This is a genomic window from Nocardia sp. NPDC003963, assembly GCF_053605105.1.
In genome coordinates this window covers 147,869-172,886 of the sequence record NZ_JBSGIP010000008.1, presented here as the reverse complement: position 1 = coordinate 172,886, position 25,018 = coordinate 147,869, and the positions used below count along the sequence as shown (strand labels likewise).

The following is a 25,018-nucleotide window of genomic DNA, read 5'->3' as shown; positions in this document are numbered from 1 at the left end:
GCCTTGGTCTCCACGGGCCGAACGAGTCCGCTCCGTGGGAGTTGCTGTGAATGCCGGGCCGCTGGACGGGATCCGGGTGTTGGAGGTCGGCACCATGCTGGCCGGTCCCTACGCGACCATGATGCTGGCCGATCTGGGCGCCGAGGTGCTGAAACTGGAACCGTCCGGCGGGGATATCTCGCGCAAGGTCGGTGACTCCTATTTCGCGAGCCTCAATCGAGGTAAACGCAGTATCTGCCTGGACCTGACCGCCGCGGACGGGCAGCGCCGGCTCGGGGAACTGGCCGCGGATTCGCATGCGCTGCTGGTGAACCTGAAACCCTCGGCCATCCGCAAGCTCGGGCTCACCTACGAGGCACTGCGCCGCTACAACGACCGCATCGTCTGCGTCGCCCTCACCGGCTTCGGACTCGACAACGGCGACGACCCCGCGTTCGACTACGTCGTCCAGGCAGCCACCGGCGTCGCCGCCCTCACCGGCGACCCGGCCGGACCGCCCACGCTGCCCGGATACTCCTCCGCCGACAACTCCACCGGTCTGACTGCCGCGCTGGGGTTGCTCGCCCAGATCGTCTCGGGCCGGGGTGGCCAGATCGATGTCTCGCTACGCGATGTGATGCTGTCCCAGCTGAACTATCACGCGGCCGCCTACCTCGACAACGGCGTCGAACCGCAACGCCGGCCCTACGGTGCGCACTCCTACTATGTTCCCGCCCAGCTCTTTCCGACAGCGTTCGGTTATCTGGCGCTGTTCGTCACCCACGACGGTTTCTGGAAATCGTTCTCGGAGGAGGCGGGGATCATCGGATACGAGACCATGGCCGAGCGGGCGGCGAACCGGGCCGACGTACTGGAACTGGTGGCCGCGGCCCTGCTCACCGATACCGCGCTCTCCTGGGAGGCCCGCCTGCGTCCGCGGGGCGTTCCCGCCGCCGCGGTACGCACTCTCCCGCAGGCGCTCGACGACACCCCGGACATGGTGGTTCGCGCGGGCGGACACCGGCTGGTCGCCTCGTCCATCCGGGTGGCCGGTTGGACCCCGGACTACCGCCCGCCGCCGCGGCTGGGCGAATACGGGAATATCGTCGGGTGAGCCCGGTGATCGGCTTCGCGCGGGGCGCTCGTCGGCGTCGGTCGGGCATCAGGGTGCCGCGGAGGTGGGCCGGGGCCCACAAGGCCGAGTAGTACGGCGCTGAGTAGTCCGGCATCGTAGTACGGCATCCCGGGGATGGCTGCGCGTGAACGTGCCACCGGGCAGTTGCCCGGTACCGTGCCACGGGTGTCGCTGAACGTATCCATCCGTTCGCGGGCGTGGCGCGATTTCGTGCTGGTGCACGGGAATACGATGGAAGGCGGCATGCTATCTTTTGCCCACGATCGCCATCCGGGTCGGTATCACGCGACTGGAGGCCCGGTGGACCGCTACGAGGGGTGTGAGGACGCCGGCGGATGAGAATCCAACCGAGAGAGCAGATTCTGGGAATCTGGAAGGCGATGATCGACGCTTGCTGGGACGGCGAGCAGTGGCAGTGGGGCGGGGTTCGTCCGGTCAACTCGATCAGTGATTCGGAGCAGTTGCTCTGCCTGCTGTACCCCGCGACCGAAATCGACGTGTTCGCACTACACGATCCGGACCGCATCGAGAAGGATGTGCAGGCCGTCCTCGAACCCATCGGCGGCACAACGCGTATCGGCGCCTTCATGGTGTCGCTGCTGGCGTCCTATATCGACAACAACTCCGCCGCGGACGGACAGCCGCTGTTCGCCGGCGGCAGCTATCTGCGCTCCAGCGAGGAGCGGCCGCCGACCGAGGTACAGCAGCGGCTCGATATCGTCGACTCCTATTCGATGGCGCTGACCCTGTGCATGGCCGGCCTGCGTTTCCTACGCGATTACCGGACCCGTCTCCGTCCCGGGGCGTCCACCGCCCAGATCGAAGAGTTGTCGGCCCGTCTCAGCGACCGGCTCACCGCCGCGATGACCGGTCTCGTCCGCAGTTTCGTCGTCAACACCTTCCGTCCGGGCTCGCCGCAGGGGCAGGCGATCTTGCGCATGCTGAACCAGTCCGGAAGTACCGAGCGCACTGTGCTCGCCGGTATCCGGGCCGGCCTGGAGCGGGTCCGGGCCAGGCTGCGCAGCGATATCTCGCTCGGCCAGGAGCATTCGGTCGAGGATCTCGAAGACGATTCCCTGCTCTTCGAATGCGGCTGGACGTGGGGGATCGCCGAGAACGCCTCCTCCGTCGATTTCGCGCCTGCGCCGATCGCGGACGCGCCCGGGGTGGCCCAGCCACGGCCCTATCTGTATTTCACCGTTGTCGCACTCGACGGCATCAACGACCTGGTCTCCCCGCGTGCCGGTGAGCTGGGGCTGCTCGACGAAACCCAGCACCGGCTGGCGCAGGCGCTGCGCACCCGCTGGGAGCTGACCCAGCGTTACTGGTCGACCGTGGCCCGGTTCGGTGACGGTCGCTGGCCGCTCGAGGACATTCCGTGGCAGACCTCCGACGGGGAGCAGTCCGACTACTACAGTCTCATCGTTTCCGCGGTGCTGATCCAGGATCTCGTCGCCCGTACGGCCTCCGATGACGACCTGACCAGGGCCGTGGCGATTTTCGACGAGCTGGCGGGCCGTGGCCGGATCATCCGGCGTCCGATGCGCGACGATCCGGCAGTGCAGTTGCATGAGCCCGGCGTCCTGCTCGGTCTGCGGGGGACCGAGCAGGTGGACGGCGGCCCGCTGCTGCAATGGCAGGTTTCCGACTTCGCGGCGGTACTGCTCAAGCGGATGATGCAGGCAGCCCGCCTGTCGAACAATGTCGCCGCGCGGGACAAGCTCGTGGAGCTGTCGAAGGCGACCATGGATCACCTCAACGCGCGCATCCTGCGCGACGGCGCGGTCGGCCTGTGGGACGATCCCGGCGGGGCGTTCGCCGGCTATCGGGACGGCGCCGAGACACGGCCCTCCTGGTACATGACCGAGCGCATGATCGAGTGTCTCGTCGTCGCGGACCGCACCTACCGTGAACCGCCGCCGAACTGGCCCGAGCTGCAATCGATCGCACGGATCATGCTCAATACCGCCGAACACCGGTTCGACCAGGAGATGCTCGGAGTCAGGATCGACGACTACTCCGACAACCGGGAGGCGCTCTACGGGGTCGAGCGCCATATCGACGAAGCCCGGCGGCTGGTCCGCGAGGACGCGGCGACCGCCTTCGTGCACACCCTCGACGCGCTGCGTGAGCTCGACGAGCTCGCCGCGGGACGTCGGGACGCCACGAGGAACATGTGATCGCATGATCGTCTTCGCGACCTCCGACAAGGGGGGAACCGGGCGCTCGGTGACGAGCTGCAATCTCGGATATCGGCTGTCGTCCCGGGGAAAGAGAGTCGCATACCTCGACTTCGACTTCGGTTCGCCCACCGCGGGTGCCCTGTTCGAACTCGGCGGCTACGAGCGCGGTATCGCGCCCGAAATCGATCGGGACAGCGGCGCCGGCCAGGGCGTCGGTCTGCATGCCTACCTGCTGGGAACAGGCGGTGCGCCCGCCCGCATCAATGTCCGCGACCGGACCGACCGGGAGGACGTCCGTCGCAGGCGCGGCAGGGGCGGGCAGTTGGTGCTGTTTCCCGGTGATCAGGGCGGGGGCGAGTTCGACCGGCGCTGGGACCCGGAGGTGGTCGAACGCTGTGTGCGTCTGCTGCACACGGTGGACAAGGAATTCGATCTGTCGATCGTCGATCTCAGTGCCGGTCGATCCATCGCGCTGGATATCGTGCTGAACGCCACCGCGCAGGGGGTGCTGGCCGCGCGGACCGTGCGCTGGCTGGTATTCCACCGTTGGACGCGCCAGCACGTCTATGCCGCGAGCGGTCTCGTCTACGGCCGCCACGGACTGCTGGAATGCGGGGAACGCGCCGGACACGATCACGACGAACTGTTGAGCAATATCCGTTTCGTGCGGACCGCCGTACCCCAGGTCGATCGAATTCGCGGGGGGCCTGCGCCGCAGGCCTCGTGGCTGCACCAGCAGGACCGAATTCTGAACGAACTCGCCGGTGAGTTGCGGATCGGTGCGAGTTCGCTGCTGGGTACGATTCCGGTCGAGCCGATGCTGCAGTGGCGGGAACAGTTGATCCTCGACGTCGACGTGCAGAAGAGTATCGCCAATCGCGCGACCGTCGAAGCCTTCGACCATCTCGGCGATCGGTTGCTCGACCCGCGTACCTGGGTTCCACTGAACTAGACAGCCGTCCGACACCATTCGACCGCGACATCGTTCGCAGAACAGGCATCCGACCACGTGGAGAATGTGGCAGGTTACAGCGAGGCCAGCGACCTCGGGCGAGTCAGCGCCGTACCGTTGTCGCATATATCGGTCGAGGTCGGCCACTTCCTGATGCAGGATCTGATCAACGGCGTGGATCGGATTCAGCAGCAGTTCCGGCGTATCGTGCCCCTGCTGGACGCGTTCACCCGGTCCGCGCAGCTCGAGTTCGGGGGGCGGGCCCGGGTCAGCACCTGTTTTCTCGTCGACGACTACTTCCGGCGCGATACCGAACCGGGCGTAATCCTCGACAAGGTGCTGGGCACGGCCGCCGAATGTGGCCTGACCATCGACTACCTGGCGCGGGAAGCGGGGTGCGCCGATGTTCCCGAGGTCGTTCGCGAAGGCGTCGTGCGGACTCCGGCGATAGCCCTGGCCGAAATGGTGCGGCATCGTATCGTCGCCGAGCCGTATCAGGGCGCCAACGGCCGTCGGCCCCCGACCGCCGAGTCCGGGTGGTTGTGCAACGGAAAACGGGCCACCGATCGAGAACCCGGGCTGGCGATGCACCCCGAGCAGGAGTACCAGCCGCCCGAGGAATTCGGCCGTCGGGGCCATTCGGTATTCCTCGATGTCGAGATGTGGAATCCGAACCCCGCTGCGGGCATCCCCAGATGGTCGTGTCCGTATCTGGCGGCGATCTGGCAACTGCTGCGGCTGGGTATGCTGCGTTACGAGGGTCGGCCCCCGGTGGAACCGCAGCTGTGGACCCGGGAACGGTGGCCCGCCCACTGGGAGGATCTCCCGTCGGTCGTTCAGCTCAACGAGCGCGCCAAACCGTTCGCCGCATACCGTTCGCTGTCGATTCTGCCGATGCGCTACGTCGGTATCGAACACGCGGTCCGGGTGATCCTCGATCACATCCAGCTCGACCACGAGGTGGTCGAGCAGGTGATCGCGCGGGGCAGGGACGAGAACGTCGTAGTGTCCCGGCGGGTCGCGGAGCGGCTCGAGCATCATCTGCTGGCCGGATCCTGATGGCCGGATCCGACGCAGCAGAGCCATTGCGTGGCTCTGCCCGCCGTTCCGCGCGGACACAGGGCAGAGGCCGGGCGGTACGGGTTCTCACCCGTGCCGCGGCCGCCCAGCCGCGCGTTCCGTCACCGCCGGCGCCGCCGCACGCGCCGCCCGGCGTCCTGGCGATGTTCGGTGAGGTGAGCACGGCCCTGCTGCCCACGGCCACCGCCCTACAGCACGGGGAGGTCAGGGAACTACTCGAATTCAGCCCGGACCATCGCGTTCGGTGGCGGGAACGACCGGTGTCGCTGGGGATTTCACCACCGGTGGCGGAGGGGGTGGATTGCGGGCTCGCCGTCGCCGGACATCCGGCGGTCCGGGCGATCGGCACCATTGCCCTGCGCGCGACCGTGGTGGGCGGGCGGATCGTGCAGAGTTCGGCCCGGTGTTCGATCACGCGCTCGACGTCGGACAAGCGGCAGGGGTGGTTCCACTATCTGAGCCGGGTGGGCGTCCTCGAGGTGATGACCAGGGTCACCCATGAGACACCGGCACGTCTGGCCGAGGGTTTCCTCGGCGACCGTCCGAGCTCGGCGGCACTCGATCTGACCTCGCCGACCGATCGGCTCCTCGGCCGGATCGGACTGCGCCGGCTGGACAACGAGGCCCCGCTGCGTGCGGGGACTCTCCGGTTGCGCTGGGCGGCCCGCGTCGGCGATGTCACGCAGGCCCAGGTGTCCTTGCGGGTACACGACGATCTGACGAGAACCGCGCTGATCGTCGTGCCCGCGGAATCGGAACTGGCGGGTGTGCAACGCTTCTGTGAGGATCTCGCCGCCCACGATTGGCTGTTGACCGTCGCGGCCGATGCCGTCGAGCGCGCGGATCTGGCAGGCCCGGGTACCGCCGAATCCGTGGATACCCTCGCCCCGGTACTGGAACATCTCGCGCACCTCTGGGTTCCGGGCGCCCATACGCCGGCGTCGTTGCGCCATCTGTGGACTCAGCTGGCGGAGGAGCCCGACCTCGCCGCGCAATGGCTTCGCACGGTCGGGCATATGCGCAACCGGCTGCTGGTCTCGACATGGAAGGCCGTGCACGAGACCACCTGGTGAGGGTCAGAATCGGAACCAGCGCCGCACCAGCAGCGCGAACAATACCGAGAGGAAGACGATTCCGGTCCAGGATTCGACCAGCAGCAGAACCTGGACCGGGGCCTCGAGTTCGTCGATGCCCACCGGGTCGAGATAGTTGGTGAAACAGATTCTGGCCGCATCGGCGAGCGAATGCCCGGTCAGTTCCTTGCCCTCCAGAATCCAGTACAGACCCGTGAACAGGACCAGCTGTACTGCGATCCAGGCCAGTAGCTGAAAAGGCTTGAACCCGTACCCGCACAACAGATCCGAGGTCCAGCCCGGGATGCGCCGCCACCGCGGCACGGTCGCCTGCCGCTTCGCCCGTGCTCGGGCCAGGCGGCAGCGGTCCTGGGCCGTGACATCTTCGGCGATATCGAAACAGTAGGTGGCGCGTTTGTAGGCGAGGGCCGCGTGCGCGGGTAGCCCGCTCTTTTTCAATACCCCACCGATCTCCTCGTACAGTTCGGCGATATACATGTTCTGCGTACCACTGAGCCGCCGCGGCCCGCGGAATTCCACTTCGAGTGCGAGTAATTTCTGAACGGTCTCGGCCGGGCCCGGAAGAACGGTGGGTCCCTCCTGGATCGGGCGGTGGATCTGCTCGAATACGAGGGCGTCGCCACGCGGCGGTACATTGGACTTCTCGTATTCGACGACGACCTGTTCGACCCGCTGATGGAAATCGGCGAGCAGATTCCGCTCGGTGAGTGGTTTGCCGTCATCCTGGATAGTTCCCAGCTCGTCGAGATGCAGTGCGTAATGTGCGGATTGACGGCCGATGAGGTCGGTCATGGACCGCACCGCGGGCGGGATCTGGTCGCTGCCATTGTCCGGCATGGGGTCCCCTTGGGCTGAGTGGGTGAATCAGAGCTGTTGGCCACGTGGGCGTTTGACCCATTGGGGGTCGTCGGCCGCGGGATTACCCCAGCGCCGCGGGGCGGGATCGAACCGGAATTCGAGCACATCGCGTGGTTCACCGGTGCCGAAATAGTTCAGTTCGTGTTCGATCGGCCGGAAGCCCGTCTTCTCGTACAGCCCGACCGCAGCGGTGTTCTCCTGGCGCACGGTGAGGCGGACGCGATGTATCCGTGCGTCACGGCACCGTTCGAAAACCTGCTCCAGCAATCGAGTTCCGATACCGTGGCGGCGGGCCCGTTCGGAAACGGCCATACTCAGCACCCAGGCGCATCCTTGCCCGTCGACCCCGACCACGGCGTAGCCGAGGATATCGCCTCTCTCTTCGGCGACGACCCAGTGTGATCTGTGCAGTTCGAACAGCTGGCGCAGGATGAAGAACGGATAGGCCAGATCGGTGAACTGGTCTTTTTCCATACCCGACAGGATGGGCAGGTCCTCGAGTCGTACCGACCGGAGTCTGCCCGCACCTGTCGTGGTGGGCGGAGCTCCGTCGATGAACTGCGGCCGTTCTGCTGGTCGACGGGTCATACTGCTGCCTCACCCCCCGCGCTCGGCTATCCGCGCCGAACGTCGTCGTTACATAGAGTGTGCATCGGTGGCCGGGGTCCGTCCAGAAAAGTGAGCAGTTCCCTGTTGCCGCAGAATAGCTTGTGCGACAGCGCAATACGCCTGATCGGCAGATCAGGTGCTATCGCGGCACGTCGGACCCGGGCCGAATCGGGCCTTGCGGCCGGGCAGCTATCGAACAGCCGTCGGCATCCTCGCGCGGGAACCGGGCCGGCCCGTCGGGCCCGGCGGCCGCGTGGTGGCGGTGTGCGGTAGCGTCACCCAGTTCGGAGAGCTACGGAGGGGATCAGAGGTGCTGGGAGCGGGCGCGATCTTCGCCGGGTACCGGGTCGAGAATGTACTGGGACGGGGCGGTATGGGCACCGTGTACCTGGCGCAGCATCCGCGCCTGCCCCGCAGTGTGGCACTGAAACTGCTGAACCGGGAGGTATCCACCGATCTCGAGCTGGTGCGCCGTTTCGAACGGGAAGCCGACGTCATCGCCCGGCTCGAGCACCCCGGAATAGTCGGTGTGCTGGACCGCGGGGCCGACGACGGCCACCTGTGGATCGCGATGCAGTACATCCGCGGGACCGACGCCGCGTCCTGGGACGCCCGGTCCCACCCGGCGGACGCGGCAGTACGCCTGCTCGGTGGCACCGCGGCCGCGCTGGACTTCGCGCACAGCCGGGGTGTGCTGCACCGCGATGTGAAACCGGCCAATATCCTCATCGCCGAGGCGGATTCGTTCCGGGAGTCCCACGCGGTGCTCACCGATTTCGGGATCGCGCGCCTCACCGACGGTACCGACACCAAGATCACGGCCACCGGTACGTTCACCGCGACCCTCGCCTACGGTTCACCGGAACAGCTGTCCGGTGAGATGGTGGACCACCGCTCCGACCAGTATTCGCTGGCCTGCACCCTGTTCGCGCTGCTGACCGGACAGTCGCCCTATGCCTCGACGAACCCGGGGCAGGTCGTCATGGGACATATGACCCAACCCGTGCCCCGGGTCACCGCCTTCCGGCCGGACCTCGATCCGGCGGTCGATTCGGTGTTCGAGCGCGCGATGGCCAAACGGCGCGACGACCGATTCGCCACCTGCGGCGAGTTCGTCACCGCGGTCCGCGACGCGCTCGACGGCCGCCGTATCGGCGTGCTCGCCGCCCGTACCGCGCCTACTGTGCACAATGCGCAGGGTCACGGCTATGCGACGCCCTCCGCTCCGAATCCGGTGTTCCCGGCTGCCGGTATCGCGGCCGCACCACTCCCGCCTCCCGCAGTCGAGTCCTATCGGGCGCGGCCCGGTGTCGGCCGGCGGGAAGACCGGGACGGATCGGCACCGTCGCGGTTCTCGGCCTTCACCGCGGCGATCGCCACACTGGTCGTCGCCTTGCTTCCGGTGGGTCTTTTCCTGGGAGCTCTCGTGGAATTGGCCGAAGGTATCAACAGCACCGACGTGATCAGCGCCGTGATCATCGGAGCCGCAGCATTGCTGTGGATCACCGCTGGAATCTCGCTGCTGTCGGGCAGTCGTGTCGGCCGGATCCTGACAGGCGTCTGCTCTGTCATCGGGCTGCTGCTCCCGGTGGGTGTCCTGCTCCAGCTCACTGTCCAGCGCCAACTCGCGGCCGGGTTGTTCCTGCTGTTCACCGTGCTCTTCGTGATCAACGCGCTCGCTCTGTGGTGCACCTTGGTGGAGGAAACGGGTCGATGGATCGACCACCGTACTCGTATGCGACGCCGGTGAGGCCCAGCAGCTCATCGCGGCCCGATGGTGTCAGCGAAACTCGGCCCGGCTCGGTCCACCGCTCGACTCCGAGATGCGATCTTCCCAGCCCGTCGGAGATCCGGTGACCGCTGATCCGCACTCGCCATCGGATCCGATTGCGGGTGGTCGCGGTTGAGTGACGGATGGTGTGGTCGGTAGGGTCGGCTGGGACGCGGGGGGCCGGCCGGTTCCCGGTTCGATGGAATGCCGGTGTCGGGAGGTTCGTGATGGCTGCTATTGGATCGGTCCGGGGGATTCTGTGCGGAGTGGGGGCTGTGCTGCTGGTCGCGGGATGTGGTTCCGAGACCGGAGGGACGGCGTCGCCGGTGACCACGACGACCGGGCTGCCGATCGCGGCGGAGGCGCCGTCGTCGTTCGATCCGTGTACCGATATTCCCCAGGATGTGCTGGCATCGGAGGATCTGCGTCCAGATAGCCTGGACTCGAACGTGGATGGTGGGCAGGGGATCAAGTGGCGCGGATGTGGTTATGTCGCTCCGGATAGCTACGCGGTGGGCATCACAACGACGAACCTCACCGTGGATGTGGTAAAAGGCAACGATGAGTATGTGATTCGAGGGGAATACACCGTTGATGGGCGGACTGCAGTTGCGGTCAATAGCATCGATCATCCTGAGCCGCGGAGGCGTTGTCTTTTCTATGTGGAGATGGCGGGTGGAAGCCTCGAGCTCTCGATGAGCAATCCGTCGTCGAACAAGAAGACCGGCCACTTGGATAGCTGCGAACTATCGCGAGCTTTGGCAGAAAAGGTTGCACCCCTGATCCCTGATGCGTGAGTGGAAGGGTCGGCTTGTTGCGAGGAGAGGAGAGCGATGACTGAAGAAAAGCCTCCGCGGCCGCTGGAGGGCTTGCTGGCGCAAGCCCGGGAGGGTCAGCTTTCAGTGGATCTCGGTACGGGCTCATCGGATGCCGTTCGTGTAAACGCCGAGGAGTTTGTATACATCGAACGTGACTGTGAAGGTTTTAAACTCCTTATCCGAACGCTTCAGCGTACGGCTGAGGAGATTAGCGACCGGGATAAATGGGATCTCGGCGAGAAGGTTGCAGATCTAATATCTGCCGATATTATGGTTGGCCGTTTCCGTTCGAAGGCGATGAATTCCGGAGATGGGAATGATGTACATGCAATTCTTGAGGAACATCACCGGATCGTGGAGGATATTCAGGAACTGCATCGATTGATCGCGCAGCGGTATATAGAGACCGATGAGGCCTTTGCCGGCCGGTACAACGAGTTGATGGCTGCGGCGCCGCCAGCCGTGCCGTTGGCTATGCCTCCCGCTTTCCCAGTCCAGTAGGGGGCCGAGTGGGAAGAGCAGCACCTCGGTCCTTTCGAAACAGGGGGTATGGTGACCTTTCAGAACGAAAATCCTAAGATCGGGGATCCCGAAGAGCCAAAAGGGTTTTCCCATGCCGAGATAAACAATGCCTTCAAGCCACTGGCGCCGGGAGACCACGCGATGGCGGCCTCCGACCAGTACGGACAGATCGCCCAGAAATGGGAGGAAGGCGTTACGGTTTTCGCGGCGCGGATACGTCGGTCGAGTGCAGCGGCCTGGGATGGGGTGGGCGCGGAGCAGGCCCGGCAGGCGATCGACAACTATGCCACCCGAGCCGAAGATCTGGTACCTGCACTGCATGCGCTCGCTGTTCAGGTCTATGACTCCGTCACGTCGATCATGCGCACCCAGACCAACCTGCCCGAGGTTCCGGGCGATAAGTCGTGGATCAATCCGAGTGGCTGGTCGTGGCTGCCCTTCTACGAGGACACCGATCGCAGTGACGCCGAGGAAGTGGCGCGGCGGGTGATGGGGGACAACTATGTGACCGGCTTCGTCGCGGCCGATACGAAGATCCCGGTCCTGCCCGTCCCGGTGAACCCGACCCAGCCCCTGCACACCGATCTGCCCACCGGCACCGGCGACCAGCCCGTACCCAGCGGTACGTCCACCGATCAGGACGGCGACCCCGCCGCCACGGATACCGGCGGACCCCAGGGGGAGAACCCCACCGGCGAGGAACCCGGCACGGATCAGCCGGGCGACGATCCGGGCACCACACAGCAGGAGGAACCGGGCACCGAACAGCCCGAGGAGACGACGCCGGCGGGAACCGAGAATCCGCTGTCGACGACCCCGAGTACCACCACCGTCCCGAGTGCCACCCCGACCACTCCCGGGCCGGGGGGACCCGGTTCGCCGAGTGGCTCTCCGGTGAACACCGGCGACCCCGGCCGCACCGTACCCGGCACCCCGAACGTCACCGGAACTCCCGCGGTGGCGGCTCCCGGCACCGCGAATACGGGCGCGCCGCGCGGCGGTATGCCGGGGATGATGTCGCCGGGGGCCGGACGTGGCCAGCAGGGATCGGACGACGACAAGCACGACACCCCGGATTACCTGATCAACGCCGAGAACACCGACGAACTGCTCGGGGAGTTGCCGCGCACGATTCCCGGCGGAGTGCTGGGCGGTGATGTACCGGCCGCGCGGCCGGCCGAACGTGACTGATCGACCGTCTGCCCACCCCTGAGTCCCGGCCGGCGGCGAGGTCCCGGCCGCCGTCACATGATCGAGGAAACACCACCGACAATGAGCACCTGGATCTGGGAGCCGGACGATTTCGCCGCGCTCTGGTATCGCGACGGGATCGACCGGTTCCCGCGTCCGCTGCACTATCTGAGCCGCTACAGGACCCGCAATCCGTTCGAGGCCCACGCGGCGGCCGTGCGCGCGCGATACGACCGGGACGAGCGCGAACTGATCCGGCGGGCGTTGCACACCGTGTCCGACGGCGATCTGCGGATCGAGATCCTGGGTGCCTCGACCGCGACCACCAAGGGACGGGTACGTGAATACCGGGTGGTCGGCGCGCGCAATACGCATACCGGTGTGGTGCTGGCCCAGTCGGTGATCGACGGGGTCGACGGTTCGATTCATGCCCAGCTGTTCGCCGCCGAACAGTTGCCGAAACGGCTCGCCGGCCTGGTGCCACGGTGCGCTGCCGGCCGGGAAGCGGCGGGCACATTCCATATCGACGATCTCGCGCCCGGCCGCGACCAGCAGCGATCCCTGCGGCGCGGCCCCGGCGAACAGTACCGGCGTCTCGCGCAGCGGCCCGCCGACGGTGGCGGTATCGCGGGCCTGCGGGTCGGGTCGATTCTGGATCGCCCCGAACCCTGGTATCGAACCCAGTGGTACGACATCACCGGCGACGGCCGCTACCAGGAGAAACGGACGCGCGAACACGTCACGGTGCGCCCGGCCGGCGCCGGCGATCTCGCGGCGGGGTTCGCCGACTGGATCGACCGAGCGATGCGGCGGCTGCGCGAGGACGAATCGGATACCTGGTAATACGATCAGCGATGACCCGGGTACTCGGGACATCGGCGGTGAACCCGCGCGACCGGCAGCGCACGGAGTGGCCGGTCCTCCGTTATTCATCGAGATACTGCGCGATATCAATGAGAGTGGTTGCCGCGTAGAGGGTTTCGCCGTCCGTGGCGTCCAGCAGTGCCCATCCGGCCGCTGTGCCCGATTCACGGACGAGCCGGTAACCGCGGGTTTCCGCGTGGGCGGTGAGCATGCCGAAGGGTGCGCAGTGATCGTCCTGTTCGGGGAGCTCGTTCATTTTTCCTTCCCGGATTCCTGTGCCGGCCATCGGCGCAGCGCATTCGACACTCGGACGAGAGTGGCTAATTCGGCAGTGGTTTCTCGATCGATTCCTCGTGGAATGGAATTCGCACCGGGAATGCGTTGGGGCAACTTCTCTTTCACGAACGCATTTCCTTGGTTCGGAGGGATCGGTGGCCCGCGAACTACTGGTCGCCGGGAACCATTTTCCGTGCCTCGATCAGGCACGTTATGGCCTGCCTTTTGACCGGGCACGCCGGCGAAGGGCACTCGATATGGGTCTGCATCACCTGGTGGGCGTCATGGGTGGTCATCACCGGTACGGTCCGGTGATCGGTTACCGGCAGTCCGAACATCATGGTCACCTCGCAACGTTGGAAATCGGATTAGAGCCGCGCGGCAGACGATCTCGGTGGCTTCGGTTGTGCCGAGCCGGTGTGGGTGATCCGGAATATTCCGCCACGGAATTCTCCATGTCTGCCGGCGCGTACCCAGTGAACCATCGACTTCCGCGATTGTGAATAAATCCGTAAGATTCAGGCGCGCAACGGAATTGCTCCGGGTGGATCGGTAATTCCGCGCAGTTCGACTGTTCCATTCGAGTTGGAATAACCGCGAGTAACGCTAACGAAGGGGAGAGATCTGTGTCGACCGAATCGAATGTCACGAATCCGCCGACGCTGCCGCGCCGGGTACTGGGCCGCCGCCTGCGCGAACTGCGCGAGGTCGCGGGGATGAGCCGCGCGAACGCGGCCCGCCGGTGCGAGATGGGTGCGCAAACTCTGTGGCGCTTGGAATCCGGGCGCAACAGCGAGATCAAGAAGATGGTGGTCAATGCGCTCTGTGATGCATACGGCACAGGTGCCGAGGACCGTCGCGAACTGCTGTGGCTGGTCGAGGAGTCTCGTAAGGACGGGTGGTGGCAGTCGTCGTTCGCCGATGCAATTGTCCCCGAAGCAGAGATGTTTCTCGGTCTCGAACAGGCAGCACGTGAGGTATTTACCTGGCAGACAACGACCTTGCCGGGGCTGCTTCAAACTCGCGGCTACCGCAGTGCCATGTGGGAAGTCGCGAAGTCGCTCGGACGTCCCATCGAACTAGAGCGGGAGATCGCTCTGCTTCGGCGGCGTCAGACGCGGTTGTACGACTCGTCGGATTTCACCTTCGAGGCCGCGATCAGCGAGGCCGCGCTTCGACATCCGATCGGCGGCCCCGAGACTATGGCGAAGCAGATGGATCATCTCCTGATAGTGGCCGCGCTGCCGAGAGTGTCGCTGCGAGTCGTACCGCTGGATGCCCCGGATCATCTCGGGTGGACTACGAAGCATTTCGTCTACCTGGAATTCCCGGATCATGTGAACCCGGCTCTGACCGAGCCGCCTGTCGTATATGTCGAGGGTTTCACCGGATCGTTGTACTTGGACAAGCCGGCCGAGATCGAGCAGTATCAGGCGGCTCGAGCTTCCATTCTGCAAGTAGCATTGGACCAGTCGGACACACAGCGTCTCATCGAGGCGGCGGCGAGGGAGCATCGCAGATGAGCATCGACTTGTCCGGAGCGATCTGGTTCAAGAGCAGTCGTAGCGTCAGTGGAAACGAGTGCGTCGAGGTCGCCCATCTGCGCGGCGGGCTGGTGGGCGTGCGGGATTCCAAGAACTCCACCGGTCCGGCTCTGGTTTTCGGTCCGGGGGAGTGGGACGCCTTCACCGCTGAGATGCGTACCGGCGGATTCGAGTAGCCCGCCGAGCGGCGAACAGCAACCGCGGCATCGAGATATCGCGGTTGCTGTCCGGGAACGCGGCAGGCGAACCTGCCGACGGCAGTTTTCGAACCAGAGCCTCAGCCGTTACCGAGGGTGCGGCTCAGCAGCGGGAGGAGCCGGTCCCAGTGTCGTTGCAACGCGGCGGAGTCGAAGGCGGCGGTATCGGACATGGTGAAGCCGTGGACGGTGCCGGGGTAGATCTCGGAGGTGTAGTCGACCCCCGCGGCATCCAGAGCGTGGTCGAGCTCGCCGAGGGCCTCGGGCGTGAGATCGGTTTCGGCGTGGCCGAAGTGGATCCGCGCGGTGAGGTGGTGCAGGCTGCCGGGTCCGTCGGCACCCACGGGGGCGTGGAATGCGGCGAGGGCGGCGACCCGGCCGGGGTGGGCGGCCGCGGTACGTGTCGCCAGTAGTCCGCCGATGCAGTAGCCGTTCACCGCGATCGGTCCGGGGCCGACCTCGGGCCGGGTCGTGAGGAACTCGAGATAGGCGTCGGCGTCACGGAGTACACGGTCGCCGCCGATATGGGCCTCGATCAAGGGCATCAGCCGGGCGGTGAGCGCGGCCCGGCTCTCCTCGCCGATGTACTCCGGCAGCTCGACCACCGGTGCCGGGCCGTGCCGGTAGAAGTAATTGGGTACGAGCACGTAGTACCCGTGCCCGGCCAGTTCGCGGGCCATTTCCCGGAGTGCGGGCCGGATACCGAATGCGTCCGCGTACATCAGCACCCCGGGGTGCTGTTCGCCGCGGTCGGGGAAGGCGGCGAAAGCGTCGGCCGGGCCGTCGGCGGTGGGAATCTGCACTGTTGTGCTGGGCATGAAAATTGTCCTGTCGTGGTCGAAGTCGGCTGGTGATCGACACGACAGGGGTGGAGCCCGCGGAGCAGCGCGAGATCCCCGATCCGGCAGCGGGCCCACAGCGGCCCGGGCGGCGCTCAGAAGAGCACCGGGTCACCGATCCGTGTGTGGCGTAATGCCGTCCCGGTAGTCATCGCCGCACAGCGTAACTCATCGGCGCGGTCACCCCCTCCGGCGAGAGAGCACGTCGGAACGACTGTGAACGGACCTCGAGTGAATGCTGGGCTCGGGGGCTACCGACCGGCTGTCACCGGCCCCGGCCGGGGTCGATCCGCGCAAGTGGAAAGCCGTCGTTTCCAGTATTGGTGGGTGTGAGTGACCGCCGGTACCGTTACCGTGTTCCGGGCCGCCCACGCGCGCCTCGAACGGGGAATCGTGACTACTCCAACGAGGTGAGAAAAGATGGATGGACTTCGGACCGCCGTACTGATCGCGGCCACTGTGACCACCGGCCTGATCGCCGGGGTCTTCGGTATCTACGCGGTGGCGATCATGCCCGGCCTGCGGACGACCGACGACCGCACGTTCATCGGCGCGTACCAGGCGATCGATCGCGCGATCATCAATCCGCTGTTCCTGGCCACCTTCCTGGGTGCCCTGATCTTGTCGATCGCGGCGGCGCTGCTCAATCTCGGTGGTGCGAGCCGGTCGGTCCTGCTCTGGACGGCGGTCGCGGCCCTGCTCTACCTGATCGCCGTGCTGATCACCTTCGCGGTCCATCTGCCGCTGAACGACGCGTTGAAGGCCGCGGGCGCGCCCGCCGAGCTGACCGATCCGGCCGCGGTACGGGAAGCGTTCGCCGAGGCGCGATGGGTGGCCTGGAATATCGTGCGCACCGTGACGAGCACGGCGGCGTTCGTCTGCCTGGGCTGGGCGCTGGTGTTGTGGGGGAAGGCCCACGCCGCGAGCTGAACGGCCGCCGTGGCACCCCGCCCGTGATCCACGCTCCGAAACTCGAGGACGCCGTACTCACTATGCTGCGCTCCTGCGATGTCGAGCTGCCCCCTTTCCGGGGAGTCGAACACCACATCCCGCAGCATTGGAGGCCACCCCCTCACGAAGAATCGAGGTTAGGGCAAAAGATCCAACCGACCACACTTCGGCGCCTGGCCGGAGGATAGTCGGTTGTCAATTGTCTGGTCGGACGGCCATGGCTGGTCGACGCTACCGGTCGAGGCGCAGTCTTGTTCAGAACGCGAGACCGGACCATCCGATATCGATCGGGAACGGATACCCGAACGACACCCCTATCGGGTCGGTATGCATCCATTCGCCCACCAGGCGATAATCGGACCGGTGCAGCGGGCGGACGCCCTCGGGCAACGTGGCAACCCCGGTTTCCAGCCCGTAGGCCCGGATCGTCGCGATGGCGCTGATATCCGGTCGCAAAGTCACCTCCCAATACCAGAGGATTCCCGCCGCGGCGTAGCGACTCTTCTTGGCCTCGATATCGGATTGGGTATTGGACGGCGACAGCACCTCACCTACCAGCACCGTGTCGGCAGCGCGCACATCCTGGTACGGCGGAATGCATCGATGCACGAGAAAGTCCGGCGTCAGGAAGTCCGATTTTCCAGTGGCCCCCAGAAACACGTTGGTTTCGGACTCGACCTCCCAGCAGCGCTCGGGACGCGTGGACATGTACTCGCGCGCGCAGCGCTCGATCTCGTTGACCAGTCGTCGAGTGAACTTCTGGTGTTCGCGCGGTCCACGTCGAACCCACACGACCCGCCCGTCCCAGAGTTCGATCTGACCCGCCAATTCTTCGGGCAGCTGCTCCAGTTCCTCCCAGGTCATGTACTCGGGGAGGTCGGGCTTCTCGATCCGGGGCGAGGACATGTTCGAATTGTATGGGTTGAGCACCCGCGGCCGGCCTCACTGCGGTTACGAATTGCCCGTCTCGACCGGGCGCCTGGACAACAAGATAGAGCTGTGGGCCGCGGAGCACCCGGGCATGGCATCCGCTACCGCCGACCGGTACCGAAGCTCGCACCCCGCCAGCATGGCCGTTGACCTGAGCCACTCGACAATCCAGCGATCTGGCCGGTCTCGGCGACGTGGTCGTCCTCTTCGCTCGCCGCCGCCGAAGGAAGGCGTGAGCTGCTCCGCCGAGAGGAGCTGGTTCGTCCACCCGGAGTCGGCTGAAGGGAAGTCCCCCGTCCCCTTCCAACATATATCGCACAGGGGGACTTGCGGCAAGGCCGGGGGTGTGGCGCAGAATAGCGGGCCGAAGGCCAGGACCTGCGGAAACGTGGGGTCCGTGCGGTGTGTGGACCGTGTGAGCGGCTGGCGGAATTCCGATCTCGAGGGAAGGGGTGGCTCGTGTTCGATGTGATCATCGCCGGCGGTGGCCCGACCGGTTCGATGCTGGCCGGGGAGCTGTGCCTGCACGGTGTGCGCGTGCTCGTCCTGGAAAAGGAGGCGCGGCCGCCCACGTTCGTCCGATCACTCGGCCTGCATGTGCGCAGTATCGAGGTGCTGGATCAGCGCGGCCTGCTGGAGCGGTTTCTCGCGCGCGGCCGCAAGCATCCGCTCGGGAGCTTCTTCGCCGGGATCACCAAACCCCCGCCCGCGGGTCTGGACAGTGCGCATGCCTATGTTCTCGGTATTCCGCAGACCGTCACCGACCCCCTGCTGGCCGCGCACGCCGCCGAACTCGGCGCGGAGATCCGGCGCGGCAGCGAGGTCACCGGGCTGAGCCAGGACGAGCACGGCGTGGACGTCGAACTGGCCGACGGTACCTGGCTGCGTGCGCGTTACCTCGTGGGTTGCGACGGTGGGCGCAGTACGGTGCGCAAACTGCTCGGTATCGGCTTCCCCGGCGATCCGTCCCGAAATGACACGCTGCTGGGAGAAATGGCGGTGACCGAGGATCCGGCGGCCATCGCCGCCACCGTCGCCGAGATCCGTAGGACGCAACTGCGATTCGGTCTGGGACCACTCGGCGACGGCATCTATCGCGTGGTCGTTCCCGCGGCCGAGGTGGTCGAGGACCGCTCGGCCGCTCCGACACTCGACGAGTTCGCGCGGCAGTTACGTGAGTTCGCCGGCACCGATTTCGGTGTGCATTCGCCGCGGTGGTTGTCCCGTTTCGGTGACGCCACCCGGTTGGCCGAGCGGTATCGGGCCGGGCGGGTGCTACTGGCCGGTGACGCGGCGCACGTCCATCCACCGATGGGTGGTCAGGGGCTCAACCTCGGTATCCAGGACGCGTTCAACCTGGGCTGGAAACTGGCGGCGGAGATCGACGGCTGGGCGCCGGCGGGGTTGCTGGACAGCTATGAGAGCGAACGGCAGCCCGTGGCCGCGGACGTGCTCGACAACACTCGCGCGCAGGCGGAGTTGATATCCACCGAACCGGGCGCGCAGGCCGTACGCCGCCTGCTGGCGGAGTTGATGGATTTCGAAGAGGTGAACCGCTACCTGATCGAGAAGATCGTGGCGATCGGTATCCGCTACGACTTCGGTGCCGGTCACGAGTTGCTCGGCCGGCGGCTGCGCGATATGCGATTGGCGCGCGGCCGTCTCTATGAGTCGATGCGTGCCGGCCGCGGTCTGCTCCTCGACCGGACCGGGCAGCTCTCGGTCGCCGGGTGGACGGATCGGATCGACCATATCGTCGACAACAGCGCGGAACTCGATGTGCCCGCGGTGCTGCTCCGCCCGGACGGCCACGTGGCATGGGTCGGCGACGAGCAGCGGGATCTGCTCGCGCAGCTGCCGCGCTGGTTCGGCGCGGCCGGTACGTACCGGGACGAACGGTCACCTGGTTCGGCGGAACCCTGCCGATCGGCGTAGGTCGAGCAGTCCGGCTTCATCCGATGAGGGCGCAACGCTGGTTCTGCGTCGGTGGAAGCCGGGTGTCGGTATGGTCCTCTACCATCGCCGGATGTCGTTCACCCTGCGCCAGTGGCCTACCGATACCGGCGAACCCGAGCCGGAACCCGCGGTGCGGAATACGCCGATCGCGCACCGAGAGCTGCTCGGTCCCTGGACATTCGAGATCCGCAGCGATACCCCACTGTCCCCGATCGACTGCGAACGGATCATCGCCTTCGTCGTCGCGCCGGACGGGGACGCACCGGACCCCGGAGACATCCCGGCCGACGCCGCGGCGCGGGCGGATGCGGAACTCACCGAAGCGCTCGGCACGGGGCGCAATCTGGACGACTACCTCGAAGACGATGTATCGCTGTTGATCCGGACCGGCTTCGGTGACGACGATGCGTGGCGGGTCGTGGCCGCCTTGGCGATGGCCCCCGGAACAGGCGAAGAGGCCGAGTTCGTCGCGACGCTGACCTGTATCGATAATCCCGAGAACGACGGCTTGTCGGCCGACGCGCTGCTCGACAGGATCGGCGACCGGCCGATCTATTTCGCCTTCCTCGCCGATACCGTCACTCTCACCGATCCCGAACATCCGATCGTCGCCGTCGACACCGGCCCGGCGGAGACCGGTCACGAACGCGGCCGCACGGTCCGAATCGTCCCGTCGGAGATGTGGGGTATCGAGAACAATCTGTCCATCGCCAATATGGACTTCGCGGATTTCGCCGATGCCGCCGAACCGGACGGTGTGTTCCGCGGCTTCGCCTGAGGGCCCGCGGCGGCTGCAGTAGAAGTAGCTGCCTCGGTAACTCCCTGCGCCGAAGTATGGCAGCTACCTCGAATCGGCAGAATGCTGCCGATTTGCCTTTTCGGTGGGGTCTCGAAGTTCCCGTCGGGGTGTTTTCGGCAGGATTCTGCCGATTGTGGCCGGTGGTCTCGCGGCGTCGGGCTCCGGCGTTCGTCGCGAGCTCGGGTGGCCATCGCGGACCGGGCCGGGACCTCGGCCGCTCTTGTCGGGGAGCGATGAATTATCGGCCCGGCAGGCGTCTACGCCGATATGTCGACGCATACTCTCGAAACCGCCGGTGCCGATATCGTCTACGACGTGCACGGCCCGCTGCCCACGGCCGGGGGACGGCCGCCGCTGTTCATGATCGGGCAACCCATGGAGGCGGCCGGTTTCCGGGCGCTCGCCGCGCAGTTTCCCGACCGCACCGTCGTCACCTACGACCCGCGGGGTATCGGACGCAGTGTCCGCACGGACGGCCGCGTCGAGCACGAGCCGGAGGTACAGGCGGCGGACGTGCATGCCGTGGTCGAGGCCCTCGGTGCCGGTCCGGTCGAGATGTTCGCGAGCAGCGGCGGTGCGGTGACCGCGCTCGCGCTCGTGGCGGCCCACCCCGGCGACGTGCTCACCCTGGTGGCGCACGAGCCGCCGCTGATCTCGGTGCTGCCCGATGCCGCGGCGGCCGAACGTGCCCGCGTGGCCGTGCGTGACGCATACGAGGCCGCGGGCTTCGGTGCCGGGATGGCGGCCTTTCTCGCGTTGACTTCCTGGCAGGGCGAGTTCACCGACGAATACTTCGCGCAACCGGCCGCCGACCCCGCCCTGTTCGGGATGCCGGCCGGAGACGACGGGTCGCGGGACGATCCGCTGTTGTCGGATCGTTCGCGGGCGGTCACCGGTTATCGGCTCGAACCCGCTGCCACGGCCGCCGCACCGACCCGCATCGTCATCGCGGTGGGAGTGGAAACCGGGGAGACGTTCACCGGCCGCACCGCGGTGGCCACCGCCGAACTGCTCGGTCAGCGCGTGACCGTGTTCCCGAGTCATCACGGCGGCTTCCTCGACGGAGAATTCGGATACGCCGGGCAGCCGGAGGAATTCGCACGCAGGCTGCGAGAGGTTCTGGACGATCAGGCGTGAACCCGTCCGAGGAGTTTCCCGCCTCCGGCACGTGTCCGTGACCAGAGTCCGTGTTCGGTGGTCTACCGGCGCGAGAAGTACAGCTCGGGCGGTATCCCGTTGGGGAATCCGGTGGCACACCGACTGCTGGTACCCGGCGGTCCCCGCATGGGCGCGGAGCGGAGCGCGCCCGAGCAGATCCGGCCGGGTGTTCGTCGCGCGCCGTGGGCGGCGACCTCGTACCTCACGAACGTTGCAATTCATTTCTGCGGAAGGCCAGTTCGCGTTCCATACGCCGGAGCGGAGATCCGGTGAACGGTAGTCGCCCGAACTCGATGGATTCGGCCGCGCGCAGCGCCAGCATTGTTGCAGCGTCGGCGCTGCGCTCGGGTAACCCGATCTCGGATGCGAATCCCTTCCAGTCTCGGGCCTTCAACTTTCGAGTGCGTCCGGCAATCGGCAATGCCATCGAATCATCGTCGTAGACCAGAGTGCTGGGTATGTCGTACACGGGCGCGATGGACCATCGGCCGTTCCGGTCCTCGAGTATTCCGAGGTTCTTGGCATGGAGATCGCCGTTTCCGGCCAGCCAGGCGAACAGGAATTGCAGGTAGAGGTTCCTGACGGCCACGCGTGGGGCATGTGTTACGGAGGCAAGCGCTGCGACCACCTCGACAGCATCTGCCCGGTATTTTTCGGAGGGCGGTAGCCCCATGACCTGTGTGGCGTCCTCGAACGCCGATCGCTTCCACACGCCATCTGCTTCGAGTCGATCGAATCGTTTCACCAGCAATCCGGCCGTTCCGGTGCGGTCGGTGATCAGCTGTGCAGCCGCCACCGGAATGTTGAGCGATCGAGCGGCCTCGAGGTGGATTGCCTCGTTCTCGATCAAATAGGGGAATTCTGCCTGTGAGAGCTTCAGGATGAAACGCCCGAAGCCGGCCGCGAGTGGCGTGCTGATCATGGATGCGCTCGCCTTTTGCTGCACCCCGGGTAGTGCGTGGGGATCGACCTTGTCCACAAGCGTTTTGAAGTCCAGGTCTTCCGGGCGATCTCCGTCGACGAGTGCCGCAACTTCGGCGAGTGGTTCCCCGCGCGGTATCACTTGGATGTCTCCGGGCGCGTCCACGCCGACTGCCAGCAGCAGCGTGAGCTCGTCGTCGAGCCCGGTTTTGACCGCGCGTCGGAGTACCGACAGCCGATGCCCTTCGGGCAGTAGTCCCGCGAAGTAGGCGGGGAGACTGCCGCCATGGGTGCGGACAGCGTCGTCGGTCAGCGGGAGGGTGGTGGCTACCGGTCGCCCGCCGTCGGACAAATAGTCCCGCAGATAGCGGAACTCGATCACGCCGCTGTCGTTCCTGGTCAGCCGGGCAGCTCTGCGGCCGGATTTGTAGACATCCGCCGCCTGTACGGTGCGCAGGTTCGCGAGCTCCGTCATTCGCTGACCGTCAGCATCAGGCCCAGAACGTCTGCGACCTCCGCTACGGTGCCGATGCCGGTCGCCCCGGTACCACGCTCGATATCGCGCACCGTACGAGTTGAGGTTCCGGCGAGGTCGGCGAGCTGCTCTTGTGTGAGTCGGTAGCGTTTGCGGGCTGCGCGAATCTCCACCCCGATGAGCTGCACCCGATCCATCGGACCTCCTCGTGCGGCAGTATCCTGCCGATTTTCGGCAAGCTGAGCTTCAGGGTAGGCGGAATGCGCATTTTCGGCAATATCCTGCCGATTGGGCGGGTTCAGGTGTGGCAAACGTCGGCGGATGTGTCGAACCGGCGAGATCCTGCCGCTTCATTCTCGGAGTGTTGAACCGGCGTTCCGGCCGGGCGGCATCCGAATCGGTCACCGCGGCGCTGTCTCGATGCCGCGGCTGCCGAACGCGCACACGTGTGTGGCGCGCACGGTGCCGGGCGGGCGGCCTTCGTCACGATGGCGTCCGGACAGGGCGAGTTCACCGATGAATACTGCGTGCAACCGGCCGTCGACCGGCCCTGCTGTTCGGTCGGTGTGTGCGTCTTTCTCGGGTCGTCACAGGGCCTGCATTCGGTGGGCAGCCGGCGGGAGGAGTGCGACTCGGGCGTTGTACCGCCGGGGAATCCGGCGCCGCGCCGACTACTCGTAGCGGACGGTCACCGACGGGGTATCGGGGACGGCCTGGCAGGTGAGAATGTAGCCCTCGTCGAGGTCGTCGTCGGTGAGGGCGTCGTTGACCCGCATGGTCGCCTTGCCCTCGGTGAGTTTGGCCATGCAGGTGGCGCAGTTGCCGGATTCGCACGAGAACGGGGGTGTGAGCCCGGCTCGGCGGGCGCTCTCCAGAAGTGTTTCGCCGTCGCGGCGCGGAACGGATTTCTTCTTGCGATTGAGGAAGATCGTCACCGTGCCCTCTTCGGTGGCGGGGGCGGCCGCCGATGCGCCGGTGCTCGCCGCCTGCGCTACAGGCCCTGCTCCGGCCGCCGGGGACACGGGAACGCCCGACAGAGTCGCGGCGGGGGCCGCGGCTGCGGTGGAGCCGGCCGATGCCGCGGGCGGGCTCGGCGTGCCGGCCGCTGCCGGGTTCGTTTCGGAGACAGTCGGATTCGAGGCGCCGGCCGCGGGCGGAGCGGGCTTGGCCGCGGCACCGCCGAACCGTTCGGAGAAGATCCGTCCCGGGCCCGGTAGCGCGTTCTCGACGAGTTCCATGAAGGGTTCCGGGCCGCAGATGTAGGCGTCGCCGGAGGTATGGGGGCCGACGAATTCGAGGACCTTCGCGGCGTCCACGTATCCGTGTTCGTCGTCGCGGTGCCGTACCACCGTCAGTCGGCCGGGATAGCGGGCGGCCAATTCGTCCAGCGCGGCTTCGAAGATGGCGGAGGTGCGGTCGCGGTCGGCGCACAGCAGCCGGACCTCGCGGCCGGTGGTCGCCAGAGTGCTCTTGGCCAGCGAGATGATCGGAGTGATACCGCTGCCACCGGCGAACCCGAGTACCGGGGTGGCGCCTTCGCGCAGGCAGAAGCGGCCGGTCGGCACCGTCAGCTCGACCTCGTCGCCTTCACTGAGGTTGTCGTGCATCCAGTTCGAGACCGTGCCGCCGGGGACGCGTTTGACCGTGGTCATGAACTCGGTATCGGATACCGGGCAGCTCGACATCGAGTACGAGCGGAAGTACGGCTTACCGTCCACCACGAACTTGAACGTGCAGAACTGGCCGGCCTGGTACGAGAAGGGGCCGTCGTGCGGTTCCAGCACGAAGGTGCGGGTGTCCGGTGTCTCCTTCACGATGCGCGTCACCTTCGCGCGCCGGAACAACGGTGGTCTCGCCATGGTCGCCTCCTTCTGGTATTAAGATTCTATCCAAGCGAGAATAGTATTCTCAAATTC

General features: G+C 66.2%; 24 protein-coding genes. 16 read left to right on the top strand and 8 right to left on the bottom strand.

Annotated elements, in window-relative coordinates; all coding sequences use genetic code 11:
* Positions 1-34: 34 nt before the first annotated feature.
* The 5 genes from ACWEWT_RS17520 (at position 35) to ACWEWT_RS17500 (ending at position 6,402) form a co-directional block, all read left to right on the top strand.
* Complete coding sequence (locus ACWEWT_RS17520) at positions 35-1,093, top strand: CaiB/BaiF CoA transferase family protein (protein ID WP_452560095.1); 1,059 nt, start codon at positions 35-37, stop codon at positions 1,091-1,093.
* Positions 1,094-1,449: 356 nt separating this feature from the next.
* Entirely contained in the window at positions 1,450-3,294 is a 1,845-nt protein-coding gene (locus tag ACWEWT_RS17515; protein ID WP_452560094.1) for an SCO2524 family protein, read from the top strand.
* Positions 3,295-3,298: 4 nt separating this feature from the next.
* Positions 3,299-4,249: an SCO2523 family variant P-loop protein gene (locus tag ACWEWT_RS17510; RefSeq protein ID WP_452560092.1), complete on the top strand. Its 951-nt coding sequence runs from the start codon at positions 3,299-3,301 to the stop codon at positions 4,247-4,249.
* A 66-nt stretch (positions 4,250-4,315) separates the two neighbouring features.
* Positions 4,316-5,308, top strand: coding sequence for an SCO2522 family protein (locus ACWEWT_RS17505; RefSeq protein ID WP_452560090.1), 993 nt, complete (start codon positions 4,316-4,318; stop codon positions 5,306-5,308).
* A 176-nt stretch (positions 5,309-5,484) separates the two neighbouring features.
* Positions 5,485-6,402 (top strand): SCO2521 family protein, encoded by a 918-nt coding sequence (locus ACWEWT_RS17500; RefSeq protein WP_452560088.1) that lies wholly within the window; start codon positions 5,485-5,487, stop codon positions 6,400-6,402.
* Positions 6,403-6,405: 3 nt separating this feature from the next.
* Here ACWEWT_RS17500 and ACWEWT_RS17495 read toward each other — a convergent pair whose 3' ends face one another.
* Both ACWEWT_RS17495 and ACWEWT_RS17490 read right to left on the bottom strand, forming a co-directional pair.
* Complete coding sequence (locus ACWEWT_RS17495) at positions 6,406-7,260, bottom strand: hypothetical protein (protein WP_452560087.1); 855 nt, start codon at positions 7,258-7,260, stop codon at positions 6,406-6,408.
* Between the two features lie 27 nt (positions 7,261-7,287).
* Positions 7,288-7,869 (bottom strand): GNAT family N-acetyltransferase, encoded by a 582-nt coding sequence (locus tag ACWEWT_RS17490; RefSeq protein ID WP_452560085.1) that lies wholly within the window; start codon positions 7,867-7,869, stop codon positions 7,288-7,290.
* 331 nt (positions 7,870-8,200) lie between these two features.
* Between ACWEWT_RS17490 and ACWEWT_RS17485 the strand changes: the two genes are divergently transcribed.
* The 5 genes from ACWEWT_RS17485 to ACWEWT_RS17465 all read left to right on the top strand — a co-directional run bounded on the left by ACWEWT_RS17485 (position 8,201) and on the right by ACWEWT_RS17465 (position 13,035).
* Positions 8,201-9,640: a serine/threonine-protein kinase gene (locus tag ACWEWT_RS17485; RefSeq protein ID WP_452560083.1), complete on the top strand. Its 1,440-nt coding sequence runs from the start codon at positions 8,201-8,203 to the stop codon at positions 9,638-9,640.
* A 248-nt stretch (positions 9,641-9,888) separates the two neighbouring features.
* Positions 9,889-10,458 (top strand): DUF3558 domain-containing protein, encoded by a 570-nt coding sequence (locus ACWEWT_RS17480; RefSeq protein WP_452560082.1) that lies wholly within the window; start codon positions 9,889-9,891, stop codon positions 10,456-10,458.
* A gap of 36 nt (positions 10,459-10,494) precedes the next feature.
* Entirely contained in the window at positions 10,495-10,980 is a 486-nt protein-coding gene (locus ACWEWT_RS17475; RefSeq protein ID WP_452560081.1) for a hypothetical protein, read from the top strand.
* 162 nt (positions 10,981-11,142) lie between these two features.
* On the top strand, positions 11,143-12,192 hold the full coding sequence (locus tag ACWEWT_RS17470) for a WXG100 family type VII secretion target (RefSeq protein WP_452560079.1): 1,050 nt from the start codon (positions 11,143-11,145) through the stop codon (positions 12,190-12,192).
* An 81-nt stretch (positions 12,193-12,273) separates the two neighbouring features.
* Positions 12,274-13,035 carry an ESX secretion-associated protein EspG gene (locus tag ACWEWT_RS17465; RefSeq protein ID WP_452560077.1) on the top strand — a complete coding sequence of 254 codons (762 nt, stop codon included), beginning with the start codon at positions 12,274-12,276 and terminating at the stop codon, positions 13,033-13,035.
* Between the two features lie 82 nt (positions 13,036-13,117).
* On the opposite strand, the gene ACWEWT_RS17460 is transcribed toward ACWEWT_RS17465, so the two are convergent.
* Positions 13,118-13,312 carry a hypothetical protein gene (locus ACWEWT_RS17460; RefSeq protein WP_452560075.1) on the bottom strand — a complete coding sequence of 65 codons (195 nt, stop codon included), beginning with the start codon at positions 13,310-13,312 and terminating at the stop codon, positions 13,118-13,120.
* A gap of 646 nt (positions 13,313-13,958) precedes the next feature.
* Here ACWEWT_RS17460 and ACWEWT_RS17455 point away from each other — a divergent pair.
* Positions 13,959-14,855, top strand: coding sequence for a helix-turn-helix domain-containing protein (locus ACWEWT_RS17455; protein ID WP_452560073.1), 897 nt, complete (start codon positions 13,959-13,961; stop codon positions 14,853-14,855).
* Positions 14,852-15,052 (top strand): DUF397 domain-containing protein, encoded by a 201-nt coding sequence (locus tag ACWEWT_RS17450; protein ID WP_452560072.1) that lies wholly within the window; start codon positions 14,852-14,854, stop codon positions 15,050-15,052. Before ACWEWT_RS17455 ends, ACWEWT_RS17450 begins: the two co-directional genes overlap by 4 nt.
* A 101-nt stretch (positions 15,053-15,153) precedes the next feature.
* Here ACWEWT_RS17450 and ACWEWT_RS17445 read toward each other — a convergent pair whose 3' ends face one another.
* The gene (locus ACWEWT_RS17445) at positions 15,154-15,891 is read right to left on the bottom strand and encodes a dienelactone hydrolase family protein (RefSeq protein WP_452560070.1); all 738 of its coding nucleotides are present in this window, start codon (positions 15,889-15,891) and stop codon (positions 15,154-15,156) included.
* Between the two features lie 441 nt (positions 15,892-16,332).
* Between ACWEWT_RS17445 and ACWEWT_RS17440 the strand changes: the two genes are divergently transcribed.
* Positions 16,333-16,842, top strand: coding sequence for an anthrone oxygenase family protein (locus ACWEWT_RS17440; RefSeq protein WP_452560068.1), 510 nt, complete (start codon positions 16,333-16,335; stop codon positions 16,840-16,842).
* 276 nt (positions 16,843-17,118) lie between these two features.
* On the opposite strand, the gene ACWEWT_RS17435 is transcribed toward ACWEWT_RS17440, so the two are convergent.
* A complete protein-coding gene (locus ACWEWT_RS17435) occupies positions 17,119-17,769 on the bottom strand; it encodes a Uma2 family endonuclease (protein ID WP_452560066.1) in 651 nt (216 codons plus the stop codon).
* Between the two features lie 483 nt (positions 17,770-18,252).
* On the opposite strand from ACWEWT_RS17435, the gene rox reads away from it, so the two are divergent.
* The 3 genes from rox (at position 18,253) to ACWEWT_RS17420 (ending at position 21,685) form a co-directional block, all read left to right on the top strand.
* On the top strand, positions 18,253-19,728 hold the full coding sequence (gene rox / locus ACWEWT_RS17430) for a rifampin monooxygenase (RefSeq protein ID WP_452560065.1): 1,476 nt from the start codon (positions 18,253-18,255) through the stop codon (positions 19,726-19,728).
* A 91-nt stretch (positions 19,729-19,819) separates the two neighbouring features.
* Positions 19,820-20,527 (top strand): DUF6924 domain-containing protein, encoded by a 708-nt coding sequence (locus ACWEWT_RS17425; protein WP_452560063.1) that lies wholly within the window; start codon positions 19,820-19,822, stop codon positions 20,525-20,527.
* Positions 20,528-20,815: 288 nt separating this feature from the next.
* Entirely contained in the window at positions 20,816-21,685 is an 870-nt protein-coding gene (locus tag ACWEWT_RS17420; protein WP_452560061.1) for an alpha/beta fold hydrolase, read from the top strand.
* Between the two features lie 223 nt (positions 21,686-21,908).
* On the opposite strand, the gene ACWEWT_RS17415 is transcribed toward ACWEWT_RS17420, so the two are convergent.
* From ACWEWT_RS17415 to ACWEWT_RS17405, 3 genes are all read right to left on the bottom strand, one after another.
* Positions 21,909-23,102 carry a type II toxin-antitoxin system HipA family toxin gene (locus ACWEWT_RS17415; RefSeq protein WP_452560059.1) on the bottom strand — a complete coding sequence of 398 codons (1,194 nt, stop codon included), beginning with the start codon at positions 23,100-23,102 and terminating at the stop codon, positions 21,909-21,911.
* Positions 23,099-23,299: a helix-turn-helix domain-containing protein gene (locus ACWEWT_RS17410; RefSeq protein ID WP_452560057.1), complete on the bottom strand. Its 201-nt coding sequence runs from the start codon at positions 23,297-23,299 to the stop codon at positions 23,099-23,101. The genes ACWEWT_RS17415 and ACWEWT_RS17410 overlap by 4 nt, the downstream gene beginning before the upstream one ends.
* A gap of 474 nt (positions 23,300-23,773) precedes the next feature.
* A complete protein-coding gene (locus ACWEWT_RS17405) occupies positions 23,774-24,961 on the bottom strand; it encodes a 2Fe-2S iron-sulfur cluster-binding protein (RefSeq protein ID WP_452560055.1) in 1,188 nt (395 codons plus the stop codon).
* Positions 24,962-25,018: the final 57 nt, after the last annotated feature.

Excerpts from the sequence above, each read along its gene's own strand:
- ACWEWT_RS17515 (WP_452560094.1), top strand. The coding sequence starts at position 1,450 with ATGAGAATCCAACCGAGAGAGCAGATTCTGGGAATCTGGAAGGCGATG.
- ACWEWT_RS17510 (WP_452560092.1), top strand. The coding sequence starts at position 3,299 with ATGATCGTCTTCGCGACCTCCGACAAGGGGGGAACCGGGCGCTCGGTG.
- ACWEWT_RS17495 (WP_452560087.1), bottom strand. The coding sequence starts at position 7,260 with ATGCCGGACAATGGCAGCGACCAGATCCCGCCCGCGGTGCGGTCCATG.
- ACWEWT_RS17490 (WP_452560085.1), bottom strand. The coding sequence starts at position 7,869 with ATGACCCGTCGACCAGCAGAACGGCCGCAGTTCATCGACGGAGCTCCG.
- ACWEWT_RS17480 (WP_452560082.1), top strand. The coding sequence starts at position 9,889 with ATGGCTGCTATTGGATCGGTCCGGGGGATTCTGTGCGGAGTGGGGGCT.
- ACWEWT_RS17475 (WP_452560081.1), top strand. The coding sequence starts at position 10,495 with ATGACTGAAGAAAAGCCTCCGCGGCCGCTGGAGGGCTTGCTGGCGCAA.
- ACWEWT_RS17470 (WP_452560079.1), top strand. The coding sequence starts at position 11,143 with ATGGCGGCCTCCGACCAGTACGGACAGATCGCCCAGAAATGGGAGGAA.
- ACWEWT_RS17465 (WP_452560077.1), top strand. The coding sequence starts at position 12,274 with ATGAGCACCTGGATCTGGGAGCCGGACGATTTCGCCGCGCTCTGGTAT.
- ACWEWT_RS17460 (WP_452560075.1), bottom strand. The coding sequence starts at position 13,312 with ATGAACGAGCTCCCCGAACAGGACGATCACTGCGCACCCTTCGGCATG.
- ACWEWT_RS17450 (WP_452560072.1), top strand. The coding sequence starts at position 14,852 with ATGAGCATCGACTTGTCCGGAGCGATCTGGTTCAAGAGCAGTCGTAGC.
- ACWEWT_RS17445 (WP_452560070.1), bottom strand. The coding sequence starts at position 15,891 with ATGCCCAGCACAACAGTGCAGATTCCCACCGCCGACGGCCCGGCCGAC.
- ACWEWT_RS17440 (WP_452560068.1), top strand. The coding sequence starts at position 16,333 with ATGGATGGACTTCGGACCGCCGTACTGATCGCGGCCACTGTGACCACC.
- ACWEWT_RS17435 (WP_452560066.1), bottom strand. The coding sequence starts at position 17,769 with ATGTCCTCGCCCCGGATCGAGAAGCCCGACCTCCCCGAGTACATGACC.
- ACWEWT_RS17425 (WP_452560063.1), top strand. The coding sequence starts at position 19,820 with ATGTCGTTCACCCTGCGCCAGTGGCCTACCGATACCGGCGAACCCGAG.
- ACWEWT_RS17420 (WP_452560061.1), top strand. The coding sequence starts at position 20,816 with ATGTCGACGCATACTCTCGAAACCGCCGGTGCCGATATCGTCTACGAC.
- ACWEWT_RS17415 (WP_452560059.1), bottom strand. The coding sequence starts at position 23,102 with ATGACGGAGCTCGCGAACCTGCGCACCGTACAGGCGGCGGATGTCTAC.
- ACWEWT_RS17410 (WP_452560057.1), bottom strand. The coding sequence starts at position 23,299 with ATGGATCGGGTGCAGCTCATCGGGGTGGAGATTCGCGCAGCCCGCAAA.
- ACWEWT_RS17405 (WP_452560055.1), bottom strand. The coding sequence starts at position 24,961 with ATGGCGAGACCACCGTTGTTCCGGCGCGCGAAGGTGACGCGCATCGTG.